15 protein-coding genes are annotated in these 19,919 nt (G+C 35.4%); 5 read left to right on the forward strand and 10 right to left on the reverse strand.

All coding sequences use genetic code 11. The features are described 5' to 3' along the window. Positions 1-87: 87 nt before the first annotated feature. The 6 genes from ACQUQZ_RS21725 to ACQUQZ_RS21750 form a co-directional block, all read right to left on the reverse strand. On the reverse strand, positions 88-813 hold the full coding sequence (locus ACQUQZ_RS21725) for a carboxypeptidase-like regulatory domain-containing protein (protein WP_435357194.1): 726 nt from the start codon (positions 811-813) through the stop codon (positions 88-90). 88 nt (positions 814-901) lie between these two features. Next, positions 902-2,242, reverse strand: coding sequence for a M14 family zinc carboxypeptidase (locus ACQUQZ_RS21730; RefSeq protein ID WP_435357195.1), 1,341 nt, complete (start codon positions 2,240-2,242; stop codon positions 902-904). Positions 2,243-2,296: 54 nt separating this feature from the next. Further along, on the reverse strand, positions 2,297-3,220 hold the full coding sequence (locus ACQUQZ_RS21735) for an EamA family transporter (RefSeq protein WP_435357196.1): 924 nt from the start codon (positions 3,218-3,220) through the stop codon (positions 2,297-2,299). 48 nt (positions 3,221-3,268) lie between these two features. After that, positions 3,269-3,688, reverse strand: coding sequence for a Fur family transcriptional regulator (locus ACQUQZ_RS21740; RefSeq protein ID WP_435357197.1), 420 nt, complete (start codon positions 3,686-3,688; stop codon positions 3,269-3,271). A gap of 88 nt (positions 3,689-3,776) precedes the next feature. After that, positions 3,777-5,678 carry an ABC transporter ATP-binding protein gene (locus tag ACQUQZ_RS21745; protein ID WP_435357198.1) on the reverse strand — a complete coding sequence of 634 codons (1,902 nt, stop codon included), beginning with the start codon at positions 5,676-5,678 and terminating at the stop codon, positions 3,777-3,779. A gap of 130 nt (positions 5,679-5,808) precedes the next feature. After that, the gene (locus ACQUQZ_RS21750; RefSeq protein WP_435357199.1) at positions 5,809-6,807 is read right to left on the reverse strand and encodes a gliding motility protein; all 999 of its coding nucleotides are present in this window, start codon (positions 6,805-6,807) and stop codon (positions 5,809-5,811) included. A 155-nt stretch (positions 6,808-6,962) separates the two neighbouring features. Between ACQUQZ_RS21750 and ACQUQZ_RS21755 the strand changes: the two genes are divergently transcribed. Both ACQUQZ_RS21755 and ACQUQZ_RS21760 read left to right on the forward strand, forming a co-directional pair. Next, positions 6,963-7,817 carry a hypothetical protein gene (locus ACQUQZ_RS21755; RefSeq protein WP_435357200.1) on the forward strand — a complete coding sequence of 285 codons (855 nt, stop codon included), beginning with the start codon at positions 6,963-6,965 and terminating at the stop codon, positions 7,815-7,817. Between the two features lie 295 nt (positions 7,818-8,112). Then, positions 8,113-10,254 carry a peptidylprolyl isomerase gene (locus ACQUQZ_RS21760; protein ID WP_435357201.1) on the forward strand — a complete coding sequence of 714 codons (2,142 nt, stop codon included), beginning with the start codon at positions 8,113-8,115 and terminating at the stop codon, positions 10,252-10,254. Between the two features lie 69 nt (positions 10,255-10,323). Here ACQUQZ_RS21760 and ACQUQZ_RS21765 read toward each other — a convergent pair whose 3' ends face one another. Then, the gene (locus ACQUQZ_RS21765) at positions 10,324-12,897 is read right to left on the reverse strand and encodes a TonB-dependent receptor (RefSeq protein WP_435357202.1); all 2,574 of its coding nucleotides are present in this window, start codon (positions 12,895-12,897) and stop codon (positions 10,324-10,326) included. A gap of 105 nt (positions 12,898-13,002) precedes the next feature. After that, the gene (locus tag ACQUQZ_RS21770) at positions 13,003-13,371 is read right to left on the reverse strand and encodes a winged helix-turn-helix domain-containing protein (RefSeq protein WP_435357203.1); all 369 of its coding nucleotides are present in this window, start codon (positions 13,369-13,371) and stop codon (positions 13,003-13,005) included. 281 nt (positions 13,372-13,652) lie between these two features. Between ACQUQZ_RS21770 and ACQUQZ_RS21775 the strand changes: the two genes are divergently transcribed. Both ACQUQZ_RS21775 and ACQUQZ_RS21780 read left to right on the forward strand, forming a co-directional pair. Next, entirely contained in the window at positions 13,653-14,555 is a 903-nt protein-coding gene (locus ACQUQZ_RS21775) for a DUF1684 domain-containing protein (protein ID WP_435357204.1), read from the forward strand. Positions 14,556-14,634: 79 nt separating this feature from the next. Then, entirely contained in the window at positions 14,635-15,510 is an 876-nt protein-coding gene (locus ACQUQZ_RS21780) for an aldo/keto reductase (protein ID WP_435357205.1), read from the forward strand. A gap of 97 nt (positions 15,511-15,607) precedes the next feature. Here ACQUQZ_RS21780 and ACQUQZ_RS21785 read toward each other — a convergent pair whose 3' ends face one another. Both ACQUQZ_RS21785 and ACQUQZ_RS21790 read right to left on the reverse strand, forming a co-directional pair. After that, positions 15,608-16,786 (reverse strand): AGE family epimerase/isomerase, encoded by a 1,179-nt coding sequence (locus ACQUQZ_RS21785; RefSeq protein ID WP_435357206.1) that lies wholly within the window; start codon positions 16,784-16,786, stop codon positions 15,608-15,610. Between the two features lie 85 nt (positions 16,787-16,871). Further along, complete coding sequence (locus ACQUQZ_RS21790; RefSeq protein WP_435357207.1) at positions 16,872-18,929, reverse strand: glycosyl hydrolase family 95 catalytic domain-containing protein; 2,058 nt, start codon at positions 18,927-18,929, stop codon at positions 16,872-16,874. A 115-nt stretch (positions 18,930-19,044) separates the two neighbouring features. Between ACQUQZ_RS21790 and ACQUQZ_RS21795 the strand changes: the two genes are divergently transcribed. Next, positions 19,045-19,887, forward strand: a complete 843-nt coding sequence (locus ACQUQZ_RS21795) for a c-type cytochrome (RefSeq protein ID WP_435357208.1) — start codon at positions 19,045-19,047, stop codon at positions 19,885-19,887. Positions 19,888-19,919: the final 32 nt, after the last annotated feature.

The raw sequence follows: 19,919 nt of genomic DNA on the forward strand, positions 1-19,919 counted from the left end.
ATTGAGATACTGGATACGAGAAGCAAGATATGAGATTTTAAAAAAAAACTTTCTCGTATCCCAAATCTCATATCCCGAATCTAAAATCTAAAATTTAAAACTTGGTATTCTTTGAAATTCATCCAAACAACGATAAACCTCAAAAGTAAGGTCATAGTCGTTGGCTGTTAACACAAAATTATCAGGTAAATTACAAAATTTCATAAAGTTCTTTAGCTCCTGACCTTTTAGTTTTGTTACAAACGAAATGTATTCAGAATTATAACGGTACTCAACCAAGAGTTTTCTTAAATCTTCTTGTTTCATTGCGGCTAACTTTCGGCGTGATTTTCCTTCTTTACTAAAAAGTTCATAAAGTCCATCTATCGAAATGCCAATTGCTCCAGGAGTAGAGGTATTTGTATTAATCAAGTTTGAAATATCTTTCCATTTAAGTTTTGTAGAAGCCTCGGGCGTTGCCAAAAGTTCATCAATTTGTTTTTTGATTTGCTCCAAACGCTTATCTCTCACAACCACTTCATGCAAGGCTATCGCATCTTGTCGCATTTCGATAACAGGCTCCATATTTACCCCATCCCACGCAATTCCTGTTGCTTTATAGCCAACCGAAGTAATTTTTATCGAATCACCTTTTGAAGCCCTTACCAAGAAATTACCATTTTCACTTGTCTTGGTTATTTGCTTGGTATTTTTATTGACAACCGTTGCCGCTGGTACTGGCTTTCCAGTAACCTTATCAATAGCTCTGCCAAGGACGTAAGATTTTTGGGCGAAAGTGGAGAAGGAAAGGAGAAAACATAGTATTAACCCCACCCCTAACCCCTCCCCGAACTTGGGAGGGGAAAAACAAATATAATATTTCGTTACTCCCCTCCCTATCGGGGAGGGGCTGGGGGTGGGGTTATTTAATCTGTCCATTCAGAATAATATATTTAACTTCTTTGTCTTTGGTTAGGAGAAAACTGGCTCTTTCATCGAGATTTAATTCTTGGTTCAAGAGTTCTTTCTCAGAGATTTTATATTGTTGCATTATTTCTGGAAAATCATGCAACATACTTACGGTCAAACCTTTGGCATCAATTTCTTTGATTCCCCAAAAAGTTGAAAGGTCGCCGAGGTCTTCAATAACGCTCGAATACTCAAAATCGGTAGCATTATTGACATTTTTTTCACTTAAATTAATTCCAATATCTTTGATTGTAGTTTTTCCATCATGCACAAATTCGGCATGACGAATCAACAAGTCGAATAAATACCTATCATTATTTGGAATCGCTTCGTAATATTTTAGTTTATATTTTTTGTAAGATTTTTCAGAAATCGCCTGTAAACCATTCAAAATTGCTACAAAATTAAGTTTTCTGATAAATTGTTTTTCAATATCATCTTTATACCCACCCGATTCTATCAAAATCAAACTACTCCCCCATTTTGCAATATTGTCACCAAAAGCACGTGGTTCGTGGTCGTCGTTCCATCTACCCAAATGCCCAGGGATAAACTGCTCTAATGCTTCGTGCATCCCACAAATTACCTGCATGGCTCGTGTACGTGTCGCATTCCACTCTTTTTCATGGTTATAAGAAGTTGCCAAAAACGAAACGGTTGCTTGCTTTCCGCTCGCTCCCGCACTGTATTTTGTACCTTTATCGTGTAGATTAAATGAGAAATCAGGATGCAATTCATCTTGCAGTTTTTTTAATAGCTGTCCTTCAGGAGTCTGAAAACGCAAGGCATCTCTATTCATATCAATGTCGGTAGCAGTGCGTCTTTGGTAGCGTTCAGCACCATCAGGGTTAAGCATTGGCACAAAATAAAGCGTGCAGTTCTCTAATATTGTTGCCCTTAAAGCGTCGAAACCATCATTTTTTGGCGGAATGCCGCCCACTTGAAAAAACTTAAAAATATCCAACAAGGCCATCGTAGCCGTTGGTTCATCGCCGTGCATTTGTGACCACAATAAAATCTTCGTTTTTCCACTTCCCAACTTGATTTGATAAATATCTCTTTGTTCAAATGATTTGCCTATTTTCTGCACATCAAAAGGCAGATTTTCAATCAATGGGACAATGTCTTTATGCTTGAAACGACGTTTAGTTATCGTTTTTTCCTTGTAATCTTCGTATCTATCGAATAATTGTTGAGAGAAATCTTGTGAAGCTTTCTGCATTGTTAGAGCCATACCGAACAACAAAATAAATGGTGTAAACACAAAGGTAAGGTGTTTGCGAAGAAGTACCATAATTTTAAGTTTTTTTAGGAATTATTATCAAAAGTACATTTTGTTATCTTTCCCTCAAAAATACTCAGCATTATTATCTATTTCTTTCGCTTTTTTTCTTCTTCCCAAAGTCATTAAAATAACGCCTGCTAAAATAATAGCTGAGGCTGTTAAAGAACGTGAAGTAAGGCGTTCGTCAAGAAAAATCCAACCAAGAAAGATAGCTACAACGGGATTTACATAAGCATAAGTAGCGGTTAGTTGCGGAGGAGCATTATTTATCAACCAGACATAAGCCGTGTAGCCTACATACGAACCAACAATGACCAGATAAATCATTGCCAAATACGTTTGCTGGGTCATACTTTGTAAGGCCTGTAATTGATTTTTTTCAAATATCAGACTCATGCTTAAAGAAAAACACCCACCGACAATCATCTGAATTGCAGTTGATTGAAGTGACCTTGGAAGTGATAAATAAGGTGATTTTAACGAACCAAAAGCCCAAGCAACTGAGCCACCAAATACTACAAGAGCTGGCAATAAAGATACCTCACGTTGTCCGATTTGTTGGGCAGGATTCAATAAAAAAGCCATTCCAACCAAACCCAATACTAAGCCGATTGAACCAATTAGTGTTGGCTTTTGATTGCTGAAGAATAAGAAATCAAGTAAGATCATCCATGCAGGAAGTGTGGCGACTAATAAAGCAACTAATCCAGATGGCATAAATCGAAGAGCATACGCTACAGCACAGTTCCCAACTCCACTCAAAAGTACACCAATAAAAGCCGCATTTCGAATGTGCTTCATTGAAGGAAAACCTTCTCCTCGTAACAAAGTAAATATGAATAATAAAGTGCCTCCAATTAAAAAACGAGTACAGGAAACCAACATTGGAGGAAGGACAACAATCGCATATTTAACACCTAAATAAGTAGAACCCCAAACGATATAAACCACGCCAAGTGCAATAAAAATCTTGGTTTTTTGAGACATATTGATGGCAATGATAAATGTTGAATAATAAAAATTGAGTAGTGCTAATTATGCAATACAATTGGGGCAAGTACCTTGTACAAGCATATTTACCTCAGTTCGTTTATAACCTTCGGGTAAGTTAAACATGGGAATGTGTACACTCTCAATACAAGTAGTATTGCCACATTTCAAACATTTAAAATGTACGTGGTCGTGATGATGATTATCATGGCTACATTCAGAATTGCGACAAAGGGCATATTTTGTACCACCTTCATCGTCCAAAACTTTATGAATGATTCCTTTTTCTACGAAAGTTTTGAGTGTACGATAAATGGTCACACGGTCGAAACGCTCACCGAAACGCTCTTCCAAATCACCATGAGAAAGGGCAAAGTTAAAGCTTTGAAACGATTGTAGAATATCTGATCGACAACCCGTGTGTCGTAATTCGTATTCTTTAAGAGTATCTTTTGAAGGATTCATGTTATCAACGGTCAACAGACCTTAGTCCTTAGTTTCTAATCACTTTATAATCAAATCACCAACCTTTATCTATCAGCAATTTAAACTACTATTCCACCAGCAAATTTACATTATCAAACTGTAATTTTACCAAATTTGCATAAATTCCTTCAGCTTGTAAAATGAGTTGTTCGTGAGTACCTTTTTCCGCAATCTCTCCATCTTTCAACACATAAATTGTATCGACATTTCTGATCGTTGCCAAGCGGTGAGCAATGATAATTGTAGTACGATTTTTCATCAGTTCATCTAACGCATCTTGCACCAATTTTTCCGACTCAGAATCTAAAGCACTAGTGGCCTCATCTAATAATAAGATTGATGGATCTTTCAAAATCGCACGTGCAATGGCTACTCTTTGGCGTTGTCCGCCTGAAAGTTTCACGCCACGTTCTCCCACAATGGTTTGAAACTTTTCAGGAAACGATTCTACAAATTCTAAAGCATTGGCTTTTCTTGCAGCCTCAAATACTTCGGTTTCGGTGGCATTAGGTTTTCCATAAGCAATGTTCTCAAAGATAGTTCCACCAAAAAGCATCACCTCTTGTGGCACAATGGCAATATTACTACGCAATTCGGTTACATCTTGCGGTTCGATATTTTGTCCATCAACCAAAATCTTTCCTTTGTTTAATGGATACAATTTCATCAGCAACTGTACAATAGTAGATTTTCCAGCACCACTATGTCCCACAATCGCAATTTTTTCACCTGCTTTAATATCCAATGAAATATCTTTCAAAACAGTCACATCAGGACGAGAAGGATATGAAAAGCCAACATTTTCAAATGAAATATTACCTGCTGCTTTCTTAAAATTGAGTTTTCGAGCAACATCTACTTCTGATTTTTCATCAATAATCTCTAAAACTCTTTCTGAAGCACCGATGGTCCGCTGAATTTGGGCATACATATCTCCCAAGCCACCAACCGAGCCACCAATAAAACCAGTATAAAGTATAAAAGTAAATAGGTCTTGAAAAGCCAATTCTCCAGATAAAACCAAATTCCCACCATACCAAACCACCCCCACAACACCACCAAACAATACCAATATAATGAATGAAATAAATCCACCTCTAAATGTCGCTGCTTTCAAGGCATATTCAACTACTCGTTGAATTGATGTTGAATAGCGACTTACTTCTAAACGCTCATTAGTAAATGCTTTTACGACATTGACCGATTGTAATGTTTCCTCAACAATGATATTTGTCTGAGCCAGCTCATCTTGTACTTTCTTAGAATTTTTTCTAATGAATCTTCCAAAAATAATGGCAGCAACTACTAGAAATGGAAAAGTTGAAAGCATGAAAAGCGTTAACTTACTCGACAATAGCGAAATCAAAATAATACCACCAACCAAGGTAAAAACCTGACGAAAAAGTTCGGCAAGCGTTATCGAAAGTACATCTTGTAGCTGTGTTACGTCTGAAGTTATACGACTCATTAATTCACCCACACGGCTTTTTTCAAAAAACGTGATAGGTAATGTAATGATTTTAGTATAAAGCTCCCTCCGCAAATCTCGCATTGATTTTTCAGAGACTTGTGTAAAAGTATAAACTCTCAAAAACGAAAATGTCGCTTGAAGTAGCAACAAAACGATAAATAGCAGAGTAACTTCGTTGAGTGTAAGATTCTGTGAAGAACTAAAAATATTTTGAAACTTCTGAATACCAATATTTCCGCCCATCATTCCAGAAGCATTAGCTGCCTCAGCAGCATTTTTAGGCGAAACAATTGCTCCAACCATCTGCCCCATCAAAAGCGGAATACTCATTGATGTGATTTGCGAAAGAATCAGAAAAATAAAACCTATCGCAAATGTTCCTTTGTAAGGAAGTGTGAATCTGAAAACTTTTAATGCTTTATTAAAACCTTCTTTGCTAACTTTTTTCTTGTCTGCTTCCGAAACTACCGCTCCAAAATTACTACTTCTTTTTGCCATTTTTTTATTTAAAAAGGTTGCTAAATTTTGTTACAAGTTGTTGAAACTTATGATAAGTTGTTGAAACATCATTGATTTTTTACGTATAAATCAACAATCATGTAACGCAATTAACAAATTTCAACAATGTCTAATCTTCTTTCTGCCCTTTGTACTTTGACTTTTCAAAAATATCACGAGCATTGGCGTTTTCCATTAAATCAACTAACGAAATTGAAGGATTTTCGGTTCGATATCGACTCACAATTCGCCAGCCTAACCATTGTCCAATTCGCCCAGGACAATCTTCTCCTATTTCAAAAACCTTCGGGCGGTCGCCTAAATACTTTTCTTTTGTGCGGTCATTTGTATCGTAAAGTAATTTATTTTCAAGGAAATATGCCCAAACCAAATCTTGAGAATTCCAAGTTTTGGTCATTGCCTCATTACTATAAGCAATCACCAGCGAATCGGCAACATCTGGCAACATCGCTCTTGTAAATTCAAAACTTTTACCATAATACAGCATGTCACCCATCAAAGAACGGTCATTTTGGTCAATTTTGTTGTATTTTTTTGATAAAAGTGTCAAAATTGAAGGAACAATATAAGGCTTATCAAATCTTTCCAACAAATAGGCGGGATATTGTGGACGGTATTTGGCTTTAGGGCCAAGAAAAGTTTCCAATGGAATAACTATCAGGTTATCCGAAACCATTAATTCTAAGTCAAGAGCTGTAAAAGTGGTAATGATTTGTGGCTCTTTAAAATCAGGGTAGTAGAATTTTATATGTTTAAAAGCTATTTCTAACTCCTTCTTTAATTCTGCTAAATCTCCGAATGATTTTTTCGTGTCTTCATAAAAAGCCTTTGTATCGGCATTATGGCAAATCAAGTCAAGACGGTTGATTAGAGCCGTATCATTGGGAGAAGTCTGGTAAAATTGATTGACAAAGCTGGTATTTTTCTGTAAAAAAGCCTTGATTTCATCTTTATTTTGCAATTTCATCATGCTTTCATCAAATCTCAATACATTTACCTTAACTTTAACGTTGGAGACATCAACAGATTCAGAATTTTGACAAGAATTGAGAAAAAGTATTGTTAGAAAAGACAAACTTAATAAGCAGAGCAAAAGGATAGGTTTCATATATAGTCAAATATTTTTTTAAAAAACGCACAAAAATAGATAAATATTTGCCCCGAATCATCTAATTTTGTAAGATTGTATTTCAATAAAAATTTGCAGGAAACTTGGTTCATGTTAATCAAGTACATTATAAAACCTTTAATTGACCACTAAAAATGTTCCATGTAAACCTTTCAGCTAAATCTTTTGGCAAAAATTTGCTTTTAGCAAGTGTATTCCTATGTTCATTTCAGGTATTTGCCCAGAAGAAAAGTGGAATAAACAAAAGTATCAATAGTAAAAGTATCAGCAGTAAAGGTGTCAATAATAAAAGTGCCAACGGAAAAAGTATAGTTAATAGAATTGATGCTCTTATTCAAAGAAATCGCCGACTTAGCTCTGAAATTACCGCCCTTAATCAATTATTGATCAAACAAAGTAATCAAATACTTTCACAAGAAGGGATTAATAATTACTACAAATCACTATTAAAAACTTCGAGAGATTCTACTTCAATTACACAAAAAACATATACCGACTATAACCAAAAAGCTGAAGCAGAAATACTCGCCTTGAAAACTGCTTTGGCTGATACCATCGCAGCATTTCAAGAATTTAGAAAACAAACTTTTAAAGAGCGAAATAGGGTTGTAAAAGATACGAATGTGGTAAGAGTATATAGTATGCCTTATGACCAAGTAAGGGTAAGAGTATTAAGAAAAATCCTTGATGAAGGTATTGGTTTAGTTATTGAGCGAAATACTGACGAAGGATTTTTAGTTTCAAAAATATTTAAAGACCGTAAAAGTAACGGTTTATTTAAAAGAACCCTTGATACTCGTGTTGATTGTGACATAAAAATGGTTCAGCATCCTTATGAAGACAATAAAACACTTTTCTATGCCACTACTCGTGTGCAAGAAAAAACTAAGAAAGACAGTTCATTTATTGAATTGACAGACGATAAAATGATAAAAGATTATCAAAAGAAATTATTAAAGTTTTTTGATGACTTTTTGGTTGGGAACTAAAAAAAGCTTTTAGATCAAACAAAAAAGTCCATGTTTTCAGACATGGACTTTTTTTAACGCCAGTAAGTTTGATAATTTTTGTGATTTTTTTTTACGAATAAAAGTCCCAACTGAATGGCTTAAGCTGGTTTTAAAGCCTTGTTTGGCATAAAACTTGTTAAAATAGATAATATAACAATTGGATTTCCTTGATAATCTATATGAATCTGCTTATTTTTGCACCTCAATTTTTAAAAAGAAAATATTTTTGCAATAAAACAGTCCTAAAAGTCCAGTAATAAATTTAAATAAACAAATGGCTTTAATTAACAAAATTCGTGAGCGTTCAGGTGTTGCCGTTGCGGTTATCGCAGTTGCACTCATTCTATTCATTGTCGGTGGAGATTTATTCGGCGGAGGTAATGGTAGAGGTGGATTATTTAGTAGCAATAACAATAAAATAGGTGAAATTGCTGGAACAAGTATTGATTACCAAGCATTTCAAGCAAAATTAGATGTTGCCCGTTCAAATTATGAACAACAGGCAGGAAGATCTTTGCAAGAACAAGAAATACAACAGCTCCGTAGCCAAGTATGGGAGCAAATGATTTTTGATATTACTTACAAAGAAGAATTTGAAAAATTAGGCTTAAAAGTTACTCCTGATGAACTTCGTGAGATGGTACAAGGTACAAAAAACCTTAGTCCGCTTATCAAACAACAATTTACTGACCCACAAACTGGACAATACGACCGCAATCGCCATATTGAGTTTATCAATGCAGCAGCGGCCAACCAACTTCCTGCTCCACAAAAAGCAGCTTGGGATCAAGTAAAAGAGCAAGCTATTCAACAACGTTTGTTGGAAAAATATAATGCTTTATTAACAGCTTCTACTTATGTAACAACCGCAGAAGCGAAAAGAGAATACGAAGCCCAAGCAACTAAAGCTGATGCTCGTTATTTGTATGTACCTTATACTAGCATCATTGATACAACAATCAAAGTAACTGATAGCCAATTGTCAGATTATTTGAGCAAACACAAAGAAGAATATAAAGGCTATGACAGCCGTTCATTCGATTACGTAGTGTATCAAGTAATGCCAACCAAAGAAGATAGTGCTGCTTTATATGATGACATCAAAAGTTTTGCAAAAGGTTTAGCTGCTGCTCCAGATGCAAAAGCTTACGCTGCTCTTAATTCTGATACACGTATTCCTTACGAGCGTAGTGCTGGAGAAATCACTGGTCAATTGAAAGATGCTATATCTTCGGCGATTCAAGGTGCTGTTATTGGACCTTTCAAAGATGGAAATTCTTATTCTATTCATAAATATGAAGGTATCACGACTGACTCTCTTTATACAGTTCGTACAAGTCACATCTTGATTCGTGCTGATAAAACTGCACCTGATTCGGTAAAAGCTAATGCTCGTACAAAAGCACAAGATATTTTAGCTCAATTGAGACAAGGAGCAGATTTCGCAACTTTGGCACGTGCCAATAGCCAAGATGGCTCGGCACAACAAGGTGGAGATTTGGGTTACTTCAAAAACAATGGTTCAATGGTAAAACCTTTTGAAAGTGCTGTTTTTGCATTTAGTGGCACAGGTTTGTTACCAAATATTGTTGAAACAGACTTTGGTTACCATATTATTAAAGTAACAGAAGCAAAATCTAATACAAAATATAAGATTGCTACTATCAGCCGTGAGCTACAAGCAAGTGAAGGCACTCGTAATGCTATTTACCAAAAAGCAGAAGCTTTACGTGCAAGTTGTGATTCAAAAGAAGAGTTTGAAGCTGCTGTGAAAAAAGATGGCAAATTAGTTATCTTGAAAGCTGATAAAATCTTCCCAGAAGCGGCTTCATTTAACACGATTCAAAATGCACGTGAAATCGTGTTGTGGGCTTTCAACGATGATACAAAAGAGGGTGCAATCTCTAATCGTGTTTTTGAAATTGGTGATAGCTTTATTGTTGCTGCCATCACAGCAAAAACTGAAAAAGATAGTCCAAAAGCTGATGATTTTAAAGATATATTGACTACGAAAGTACGTAATGAAATCAAATCTGAGCAAATCTTGAAGAAATTAACTGGAGCATCTGGTACATTAGAGCAAATCGCACAAAAATACGGTGCAGGTGCTTTGGTTGAAGCTGCCACAGGTATCAACATGGCAACAGGAATGCTTACCTCTCCTGGTGTTGACCCAACAGCCATTGGTAAAATCTTCAGCTTGCAAGCAGGCAAACGCTCAAAACCATTTGTTGGCGAGAACGGCGTATTTATCGTAGAAACAACCAATATTGTAAAAGCTCCTGAAATTGCTGATTATACACAATACAAAGCTCAAATCAACCAACGTAACGGTGGATACGGTGCTTCGTATATGGCAAATCAAGCGATTCGTGATAACGCAAACATCAAAGATAACAGAGCGAAATTCTTCTGATATTTTGATTTATAAAGCATAAAAAAAGGAGTGCCATGAGGTGCTCCTTTTTTTGTTTTTAGCTTAATTCTATTTCATATTAACCGTCACCGTAGCATAATAAAATGCCCCAATAGTTGGTCCCGCAATGAAACTTACATAATGATTGTTGAAAACATTTGTACCAGCAATTTTAAATTGTAAGCCTTTATTTCTCAAATAATAAGTCAATTGAGCATCAACTGTATTAATCTTTGGCACAGTGCCTGACGCCAAAGCCGACTGCCATAAAAAAGATTCTTGGTATTTATAATTGACGCCAAAACCGATATTTTTGGTTAATGTTGTATTATTGATACCCACATTCACTATCCAACGAGGCGTATTGAATGCCTCTTCAAAACCATCATTATTTGCTACATTTTTAAGTTTAGCAAAAGATGTATTACTGGTAATCGTAAAGTTTTTATAAAAATTATAAGTCAGACTAATTCCCCCACCATAGTTTCTGACAATTGTTTTAGAGTTTGTCCAAAGGCGATAGCGAGCTTGTTTATTTAGGTCATACATATAAAAAGCCAATGAATCAGTAGCGGTGCCAATCGGGACGTTCGCCTCGATTTGTGCCATGAAATTGCGATAAACATTATAATAAAAATCAACATCAATAAATAGCCTTTTCCCTATCGGATAACCTTTGTAGCCAATCTCAAAACTATTGACATATTCAGGTTGGAGATAAGTATAATCATTTTTACGAAGCAGGTTTTTATTTTTCAAAATAGCCTGATTCTGACTCAATTTATTAATATTTATATCATTATTGACAGCCGCTGTAAAATCATCAATGGTTTTGCGTAGATAAGAATTTTCAAAAATTTCTTGCGACATAATCGGTAAACCTCCTACTCGCTTTACACCACCACTATTAATATTTGAAAAAGCCTCAAACAAACTCGGAAAACGATATCCATTTTGATAAGAAACTCTAAAATGAGTATTTTCATTGAGTGAATAAACTGCCGAACCACGAGGGTTGAGTCGAAAATTAAAATATTTATTTTTATCACCTCTTAATGTAAAAATAAATTTAAGCTTTTCATCAAGAAATAGCTTGCTCAATTGCACAAAACCACCTGATTTCCAATAAGTTAGCATCTTACCCGATTCTTTTGGATTGATAAAATAATTGCCATCAGGAACCACAAAGTAATTTCGATAATCAAATCCTGCCAAAAGTCCAAAACCATTTTTTTGTAAAGTCGGGGAAAGTTTTTTGCTCAAATCAGTCAAACCTTCAGTATGTAAAAGAAATGATTTTACCCGCAGTGCAGCACCAATGTCCCAATTATTGATATTGCCTAATTTTTCAATCAAATCATTAAATTGTTGCGTATTGGGCTGTGGTCTGCCTTTATCTGCCGTAATTCTGGCAATCATTAAAGCATCAATGATTGTTTTACCTTGCTTATTTTGATTATTAAATTCATTGGTAAAATCCGTAAACCAAACATTGTCGCTTTTGAAACTTCGGTCAATATTCTCTGCCATCGAACGAATATTATACGATTTACCAGTATTTTCAGCAGTCAAATAAGCTTTAATTTGAGTCGTTGAATTTTGATAAACCAAAGCATTTTGCGACAGTCGATAATTATCTAAACGAAAACGATTGGTACGTTGATAAACATTATCTAATTGGGCATATTTGAAAATATATGAAATCTCGTGCTTAGGTTTCGGGCGAAAATTAACAGCAAAATCGCCTTTGATATTATTAATTGAATAATCCGTTACCTCTTCTTCAAAATAACCAGTTCGAGCAACCACGTATTTTTTCCCACTCAGTGTAAGTGTTCGACGATTAGAAGATTCATTGCCATAGGAATTAACAAAATCTGCTCCTACATTATCTTTTCCGATTAAACCTACCGAGGTATTGGCAGTTGGATTAAGGTCTAATGTAGAATTGGCAACCCAATCATAGCCTTTTTGGTAAGTGAAGTTTGTTTTAAAAGCCCATCTTTCATTCAGCTTTTTGGCATAACGCAAGCTCGTTTCTGAGAATAATTTAGGGCTAACTGTTTCATTATTTAGCGAAGCGTCGCCCGTATGATTTACACCCGTCTTTTGTTGAATACTCAAACCCTCTGACTCAAATGGATTCAATGTAATTAGATTAACCAAACCATTCAAAGAATTCATACCATATAATGCCGAAGCCACACCAGGTATCATCTCCACTTGTCGAATATCAAGGTCTGAAGGCCCCATGGCCGAAGCAATAGGTGAGCCAATATGCGGAGCTTGGTTGTCGATGCCATCAACCAATTGTACAAATCTAACATTAGTCGTATTCGTAAAACCACGAGCATTATACACTCTAAAACCCAAACTTGGCGTAATGAGTTGAATCCCACGCATATTTTCGATAGCATCAAAATAGCTCAAAGCTGGGCTTTGTTGAATTTGTTTGAGCGTCAGCAATTCAATACTTGTGGGAGATTTCAAGTAGTTTTCTTTGATTCTTGAAGCCGAAATAACCACTTCATTCAATACTTTCGACTTTAGTGTATCGGCTTGTCCTTGTGCAGGTATTGAAAAAATAAGAAAACAAATTAACGTTATATATTTACTAATATAACGAAAGATAAAAAAAAGCATAAATGATTATGATTAAAAGGGAAATTTGAATTGCATTTAATAAATTTCCCTTTTTGAAATAAAAAGAGAAATTCGTTATATATACAAATATATAACGAATTTCTCTCATGACTGTAAAAAGGCTTCTAATTTTTCAGAAAGATAAATATTAAATTCACTGTGAAGCTTTTTAAATGCTGTGATAAGTTGTTTGCCCTCTTCGGTTACAATTGTTCCACCACCCTTTTCTCCACCAGTTTGGGTCGTCACTATAGGCTTAGTGGTATGTTGATTTATCGAATTGATTAAATCCCATGCTTTTTTGTAAGACATTCCCATCAATTTGGCTGCTTGACTAATAGAGCCTGTCTCGATGATTTTTTCAAGCAATTCAACCCTTCCTGGCCCCATAAAGCGATCATTTTCGCTCTCAATTCTGAGCATACCGCTCATGTGGAGTTGTTTTGAAGGCTTAATTATTTCTTTAATTGTCATTTTCCTACTTTGTTAGGTTGATGTGTAAAGATAAAAAACTATTGATTTTTCCTTTTAAAGAAAATTAAAAAACATTACCCGATTGTATTTAACAACGATTCAATAAATATAGATTGATTAACTATTTAAAAATTTATTATCCTACTTGTTTGGTAGATTTAATATAGTATTGTATTTTTGCACTCAAATTTAAACAATACACTGAACAGAGAAAAGTTTATAATAATAGGTGTTTTTAGTAACTTTACTTTTCTGAAAACCAATCAATTTCGATTATTACAATGAAAAAAAATATTAAACCGTCAAATGTAAGTCTTTACTTAGGTATTTTATGCGTAAGCATACTCTTTTCTTTTAGTGTTAAAAGTGATGATTCTGACTACGAAAAAGAAATCAAAGCGTGGCAACAGACTCGTGTTGAAAATCTAAAAAAAGAGAATGGATGGCTAAATCTGGCAGGTTTATTTTGGCTTGAAGAAGGGAAAAATTCTTTTGGAGCAAGCACTGATAATAAAATTGTTTTCCCAAAGAATAAAAGTAAACAGTTTTTAGGCGATTTTATTTTAGAAAAAGGTGAGGTTTTCGTTGAACCTAAGGCTGATGCTGAAATCTTTAATGATACTCAACCTGTTGGGAAACTTAAAATTTATCCTGCTGAAAAGAATATCATTCTGAAGCATAATTCCTTGCGTTGGTTTGTTATCAAACGTGGTGAACGTTTTGCCGTTCGTTTGCGAGATTTAGAAAGTCCATTTTTGAAAGAATTTCATGGTATTGAAACTTTTCCAATTGATGAAAAGTGGAAAGTGAAAGCCAAATTTGTCCCAAGCGTTGGAAAGAAAATACCCATCCTTGACATTACTGGACAAACTACCCTACAAGATTCACCTGGAAGTTTAGTATTTACGATTGCAGGAAAAGAATACAGTTTGGATGCCTTGACAGAAGGCGAGAGCTTATTTATCTTATTTGGCGATAAAACTAATAAAATTGAAACTTATGGGTCGGGAAGGTTTTTGAATGCGGCAAAAGCAGATGCCGAAGGCTACACCTATCTTGATTTCAATAAAGCCTACAATCCGCCTTGTGCTTTTACCCCTTATGCAACATGTCCTTTGCCACCTAAACAAAATCAATTACCATTCAATTTAACGGCAGGAGAGAAAAATTACGGGCATCATTGATGGTTTGTATAAAATTTTTAGAGAAGCTCTAAACTAAAACTGTTATCTTTACCACACTTTAATAAAAATCTTGTGCAACATGAAAAAAGTATATTTGAGTGATTCAGGCCCGAAAGTATCGGAGGCAATTTATGGTTTTTGGAGATGGGAAAATCTTGACCAAACAACCGCCAAAATGGAGCAAATTATTAATTTATGCTTAGAATTAGGCATCAATACATTTGACCATGCTGATATTTATGGTGATTTCACTATTGAAGAACATTTCGGGAAAATAATTAGCAATAAGTCGTTCAAGCGTGAGGACATTGTGCTATTTAGCAAATGTGGTATTCGCAAATCAAGTAATGGGAAAGTTTATTACTTTGATAATTCAAGAAATTACATTGTAAAAAGTGTTGATAATTCCCTGAAAAATCTAAAAACAGACTATTTAGATATATTTTTATTGAACCAAAGTGATTTTTTGGCTGACCCAGAGCAAACAGCGATGGCATTGGCAGAAGTTGTTAATTCTGGTAAAGTAAAGCATATAGGTGTAGCAAATTTCACTGCTTTCCAACATAGATTATTGGCTTCTTATCTCACCATTCCAATTGTTACAAACCATATTGAGCTAAATTTGATGAATATTTCGGCGATTGAAGATGGTCGTTTGGATTTTATTAAGCAAAGCTTTAGTAAACCTTTGGCGTGGGCTCCATTGGCAGGTGGCGAAATTTTAGACGGAAAAGAAGGGAAATCGGCTGTTTTGAAAACAAAGTTAGAAGCAGTAGGAAAGAAATATGATGCCAATGTTGAGCAAACTGCCGTAGCTTGGTTGATGCAACTTGGTACATTGCCAATCATTGGTTCGTTGTCTGAAGCTCGTATTAGAAATGCCGCCAGTGCGTCTGAAATAAAATTAAGTCGGGAAGATTGGTATGATATATATCAAACTTGTTTAGCTTCTTGATTATTTACGATTTTTGATTTACGGTTTACGAATAAAAACTCAGGTTGCTGATAAACAAGTTTATCAAATCGTAAATCAAAAATCGTAAATCAAAATTTCACCCTTCCGTTCTTCGCCAAATTTCTAAGCAAGCACGAGCATTGTGGTAAGGACATTTCCAGAAACTTACCTTGTCTTTGTTATAAACCGAATGGTCGTCTTTCACACCCCAAAACCATTCGCCGTGTTCTTTATCAATCAAATATTTCTTGATAAATTCCCAAGAATTGGTGGCTTTTTCCAAATAATTTACTTTTCCTGTTAATTGATAAGCATTATAAAATCCTACCATTGCCTCTGCCTGTACCCACCAATCTTTATTCGTATTAAGATGATTTGTTGCCACATTTAACTCATAATTTAATCCTCCATCTGCTGCCAAACCATCAGCAGCAGCTTTTGCCATATTGATAGAAAGATCTTTTATTTTTACTATAAGTGGCTTATCATCTAACACTTCGGCCGCCTCCCACAAAAGCCACGAAGCTTCAATATCATGTCCATACGAAATTTCTGGACTTTTAACATTCCATTGTTCATCAAAGAATAACCTCATGCGGTTATTAGCAATGATATGGTCGGTAAACGAGCTTAACATCTTTTTGAGTTGCAGCCGCAGGCCTACATCTGGGAAAGCACGATAAAGGTTCGTATAGGCTTCTAATAGATGTAAATGCGTGTTCATTGATTTCCGATCGTCGCCTTTACTCAAAATATAATCATTGGTTGGTGACCAATTGGGTGCAAATGCTTCGATATACCCACCATTCTTAGGGTCGAAGCTATGTTTTTCGACTAAGTTATAAAGTTCAATAGCCAAATCTAAAGCATTTGCTTGTCTGGTCGCTCGATAAAATTCGCTCAAACCATAAATCGCAAAAGCATGCCCATACATCTGTTTTTTGCGTTCAAGAGGCGAACCGTCAGCATTGACCGACCAATAAACGCCTCCGTTTTCTCTATCAATAAAATATTTTTCGATGTAATTAAATGCCCTCGTAGCAACAGCCAAATAGTTTTGCTTTCGGAAAAGAATATAAGCAGTAGAAAATGTCCATAGAATACGGCTATTAATTACTATAGATTTGGGTTCGTTAGGAACAGGTCGATTATCAGTCGTCACACGCCCATAAAATCCACCTTTTTCTTCATCTATTGAATAGTTTATCCAATAAGAGAGAATATTTGAAAATTCTTGATAAACTTCTTGTCCGAGAGCAGGGATACTTAGTGGCATTTTCATATAGTCGTTAGATGCTATAAAAATAGCACAAAAAAACTCCGTTTGATAAAGACGGAGTTTTTTTCTTAGAAAAGTCAATTTACTTCACAGAAAAAGTCTTTTTCTCAACACCAACACCCTTGATAGTCAATGATTTCCATTGTTTCGGAAGTTTGGTTTTTAGTTGAATAATTCCTGCATCGGTAATATCCAAACCTCCCCAGCCATTGATCAATGTTTGTAAATAACCTCCTGCTCCAGTGGCAAAATACGGGTTAGTTCCTCCTGCTGTCTCAGCTAAAACACCAAATGGAGGAGCTTCATTTGGTTTGTAACTATCGATGTATTGTTTATAGGCAGTTTCAGTATCACCCAAACGTGCATTTAAAATAGAAAAAACACCATGAGCCATTGCAGGACTTTGCCCTTTTCTACCTGGTTGATTATCGGCAAGAACTTTCCAATAATAATCTAAATCTTTTTTAATCGTCTGATTATCAACAATTTGCTTCATTGGGTAAGATAATAAATTTACATCACCTTGTTTGATTAATTCGCCATTATAGCTGGCATGTTCACGAGTAGTGCCATCTGGAAACTTCAAAATTATAATACCATCTTGTACTTCTTTCCATTTGGGATTTTCTGGCAAGCCCAATTCTTTTGCAGCTTGATTAGCATAGCCCAATACCTCTTTTGCCATTCCATTAGTATAAGCATTATCATCAACATTTTCTGCCCATTCGTCAGCACATACTACATTGATAATATGATATTTCCCATCAGTACCTTTCTCTACCCTACTCGTCCAAAAATCAGCAACTTCTTTTAGCATTGGATACCCTCTATCTTTTAGCCAAGATTTATCTTTTGTTACTTGATAATATTTCCAAAAAGCAAAACCAATATCGCCTGTAATATGATGTTGAAACGGGCCAGTCAATGCCCAAACAGGCGTAGCCTCTTGTCCAGTATCATCAGATTCCCACGGAAACATGGCTCCTTGATAACCGTGTTCTTTGGCGTTAGTTTTGGCAGCTTCAAGGCGTTGGAAACGATACTCAAGTAATGATTTCGCCATTTCTGGGTGCAATGCTAATATTGGAGGATACATCCAAATTTCAGTATCCCAAAAAACGTGTCCATTATACCCTAAACCCGACAATCCCATTGGTGAAAGACTATATGCTTGTCCTTCTCTACAATAAGAATAAAGATTATACAATGAGAAATGTGCGGCCCGTTGTGCTTCGTCGTCTCCTTCTATCACAATATCTGATTCCCACAATTTTGCCCATGCTTCTTTGTGTTTTTTCAATAAACGCTCTCGTTTTTCGAGTGCCGCAAAGATCGTCAAACGCTCAGCTTCATTGTGTGGATCACTCACATGAGCTGTTGAGATAACCGAACCAGCTACTGAAAACTTATAGGTTTCACCAGCTTTTAGTTTTTTAGTAAATTTCATTCGGTGCATACCATTGTCCCATTCTTCATGAATCAGTTGTGGTTCTTTTCCACGTTCTTCTTCAAACAAAAAAGAATTGGAAGCAGCAATTGTATGTTTGCCTGTGGGTGTTTTAGCTACCGAAGTCATCAACGGAATCAGCGAATGTGGTCGGTCGATGGTGTGGTAAAAATTCTGTACATCACGCAACATATCAGGCGTTTGCATAATGCTGATAGGCGTAAATTCAATATCTTGCTTTGCTGTGATTTCCATCTCAATCAAAGCTGTGTGTGGTAATTGTCTGAGTGCCAAAATATTAGATTTGACAGAAACTTTATTCCCTAAATCAAAAGTTGTCGTGAAAATAGCATTTTGCATATCAATTGTTTGAACAAAATTGCTGATATTCTTACGGTTAATCATTTCGTTATCAACAATTAGCTCCATGTTAGCAAACTCAAAAGCTTTCATGATATTTGCCACACGTCCACGTCCATAAGTGTCAAATGTGCCATTTAAAACGATTTCTTTTACCTTTAGTGGGTCGGGCGATGAAATGATTCCAATCATTCCATTGGCAACTGTAACACCGTAATAATTATTGGGGTCGAAATTTTTGGCAGAAATTTGCCATTGAGCAGTGGATGCAAATGAGGCGGTAATGCCCAGCAAGAGCAGGAGGATTTTTTTCCTCAAGTTTAGTTTTTTCATAGGTCAAGTTTTAAATTTAAGGTTAAAGATAATGTTTTTTTCAGGGGAAAAACAAAAAACAGAGATTTTACACTAATTTTAAGTTTACTTTTGAAAAAAACAATTTAATTAAATTATGAAAAAAATAGCTTTAAGCATTACATTATCAATATTTTACATTTCCTGTAATAATCCAAAATCAACTCGAACAGATTCTTTACAGGTGGCGATATTAGAAAAGACTGAATCTACTGCAAGCGATACCCTTGACATAGATTTGATAGATTTAAAAGCCAAAGATTTGTTAAAAAATACACAAATCGTAACAGTTAATGAAGACCCTGTTTATCATAAAGCTAAAAAGTTTAACGCTCTATCTTTGAAGGAAATCTTAGAAAAGTTTTCGTCGATAAAAAAATTGAATGCTGCCGATACCAAAGTGGTTTTTGAGTGCGAAGATGGTTATAAGCCTGAAATGCCTCTTGAAAAACTGCTTTCAGCAAAGGCATTTTTGGCCATAAGTGATGTTGATGCCCCCAAAGACCGCGAATGGGAGCAACTTTTGAAGAATGGTCAGGATGTAAAGATGGAGCCTTTTTATATTGTTTATGAAGGCGTTTCACCAAAAGATGTCGATTATAAATGGCCATATAATTTGGTAAAAATTCATCTTGCACCGCTACATGAAAACGATGCTATACTTGTTCCCAAAGACGCTACGGCAATGACTGGCTATAATTTATTTAAAAAATATTGTCAAACTTGTCATGCTATTAATAAAATCGGTGGAAAAATGGGGCCAGAATTGAATTTTCCTAAAAATGTAACTGAGTATTGGAAAACAGACGATTTGAAAGCATTTATTCAAAATCCTGCCAGCTATAGAAATGATGTAAAAATGCCAAAATTAGGAATTAAGCCAGCAGAAGCAATCGAAATTGTGAAGTATTTAGAATATATGAGTAAAAATAAATTATAAACAATGATTCATTGCAATTCGTCTATTGGCGA

The organism is Emticicia sp. SJ17W-69, from assembly GCF_051209875.1.
Lineage (GTDB): Bacteria > Bacteroidota > Bacteroidia > Cytophagales > Spirosomataceae > Emticicia.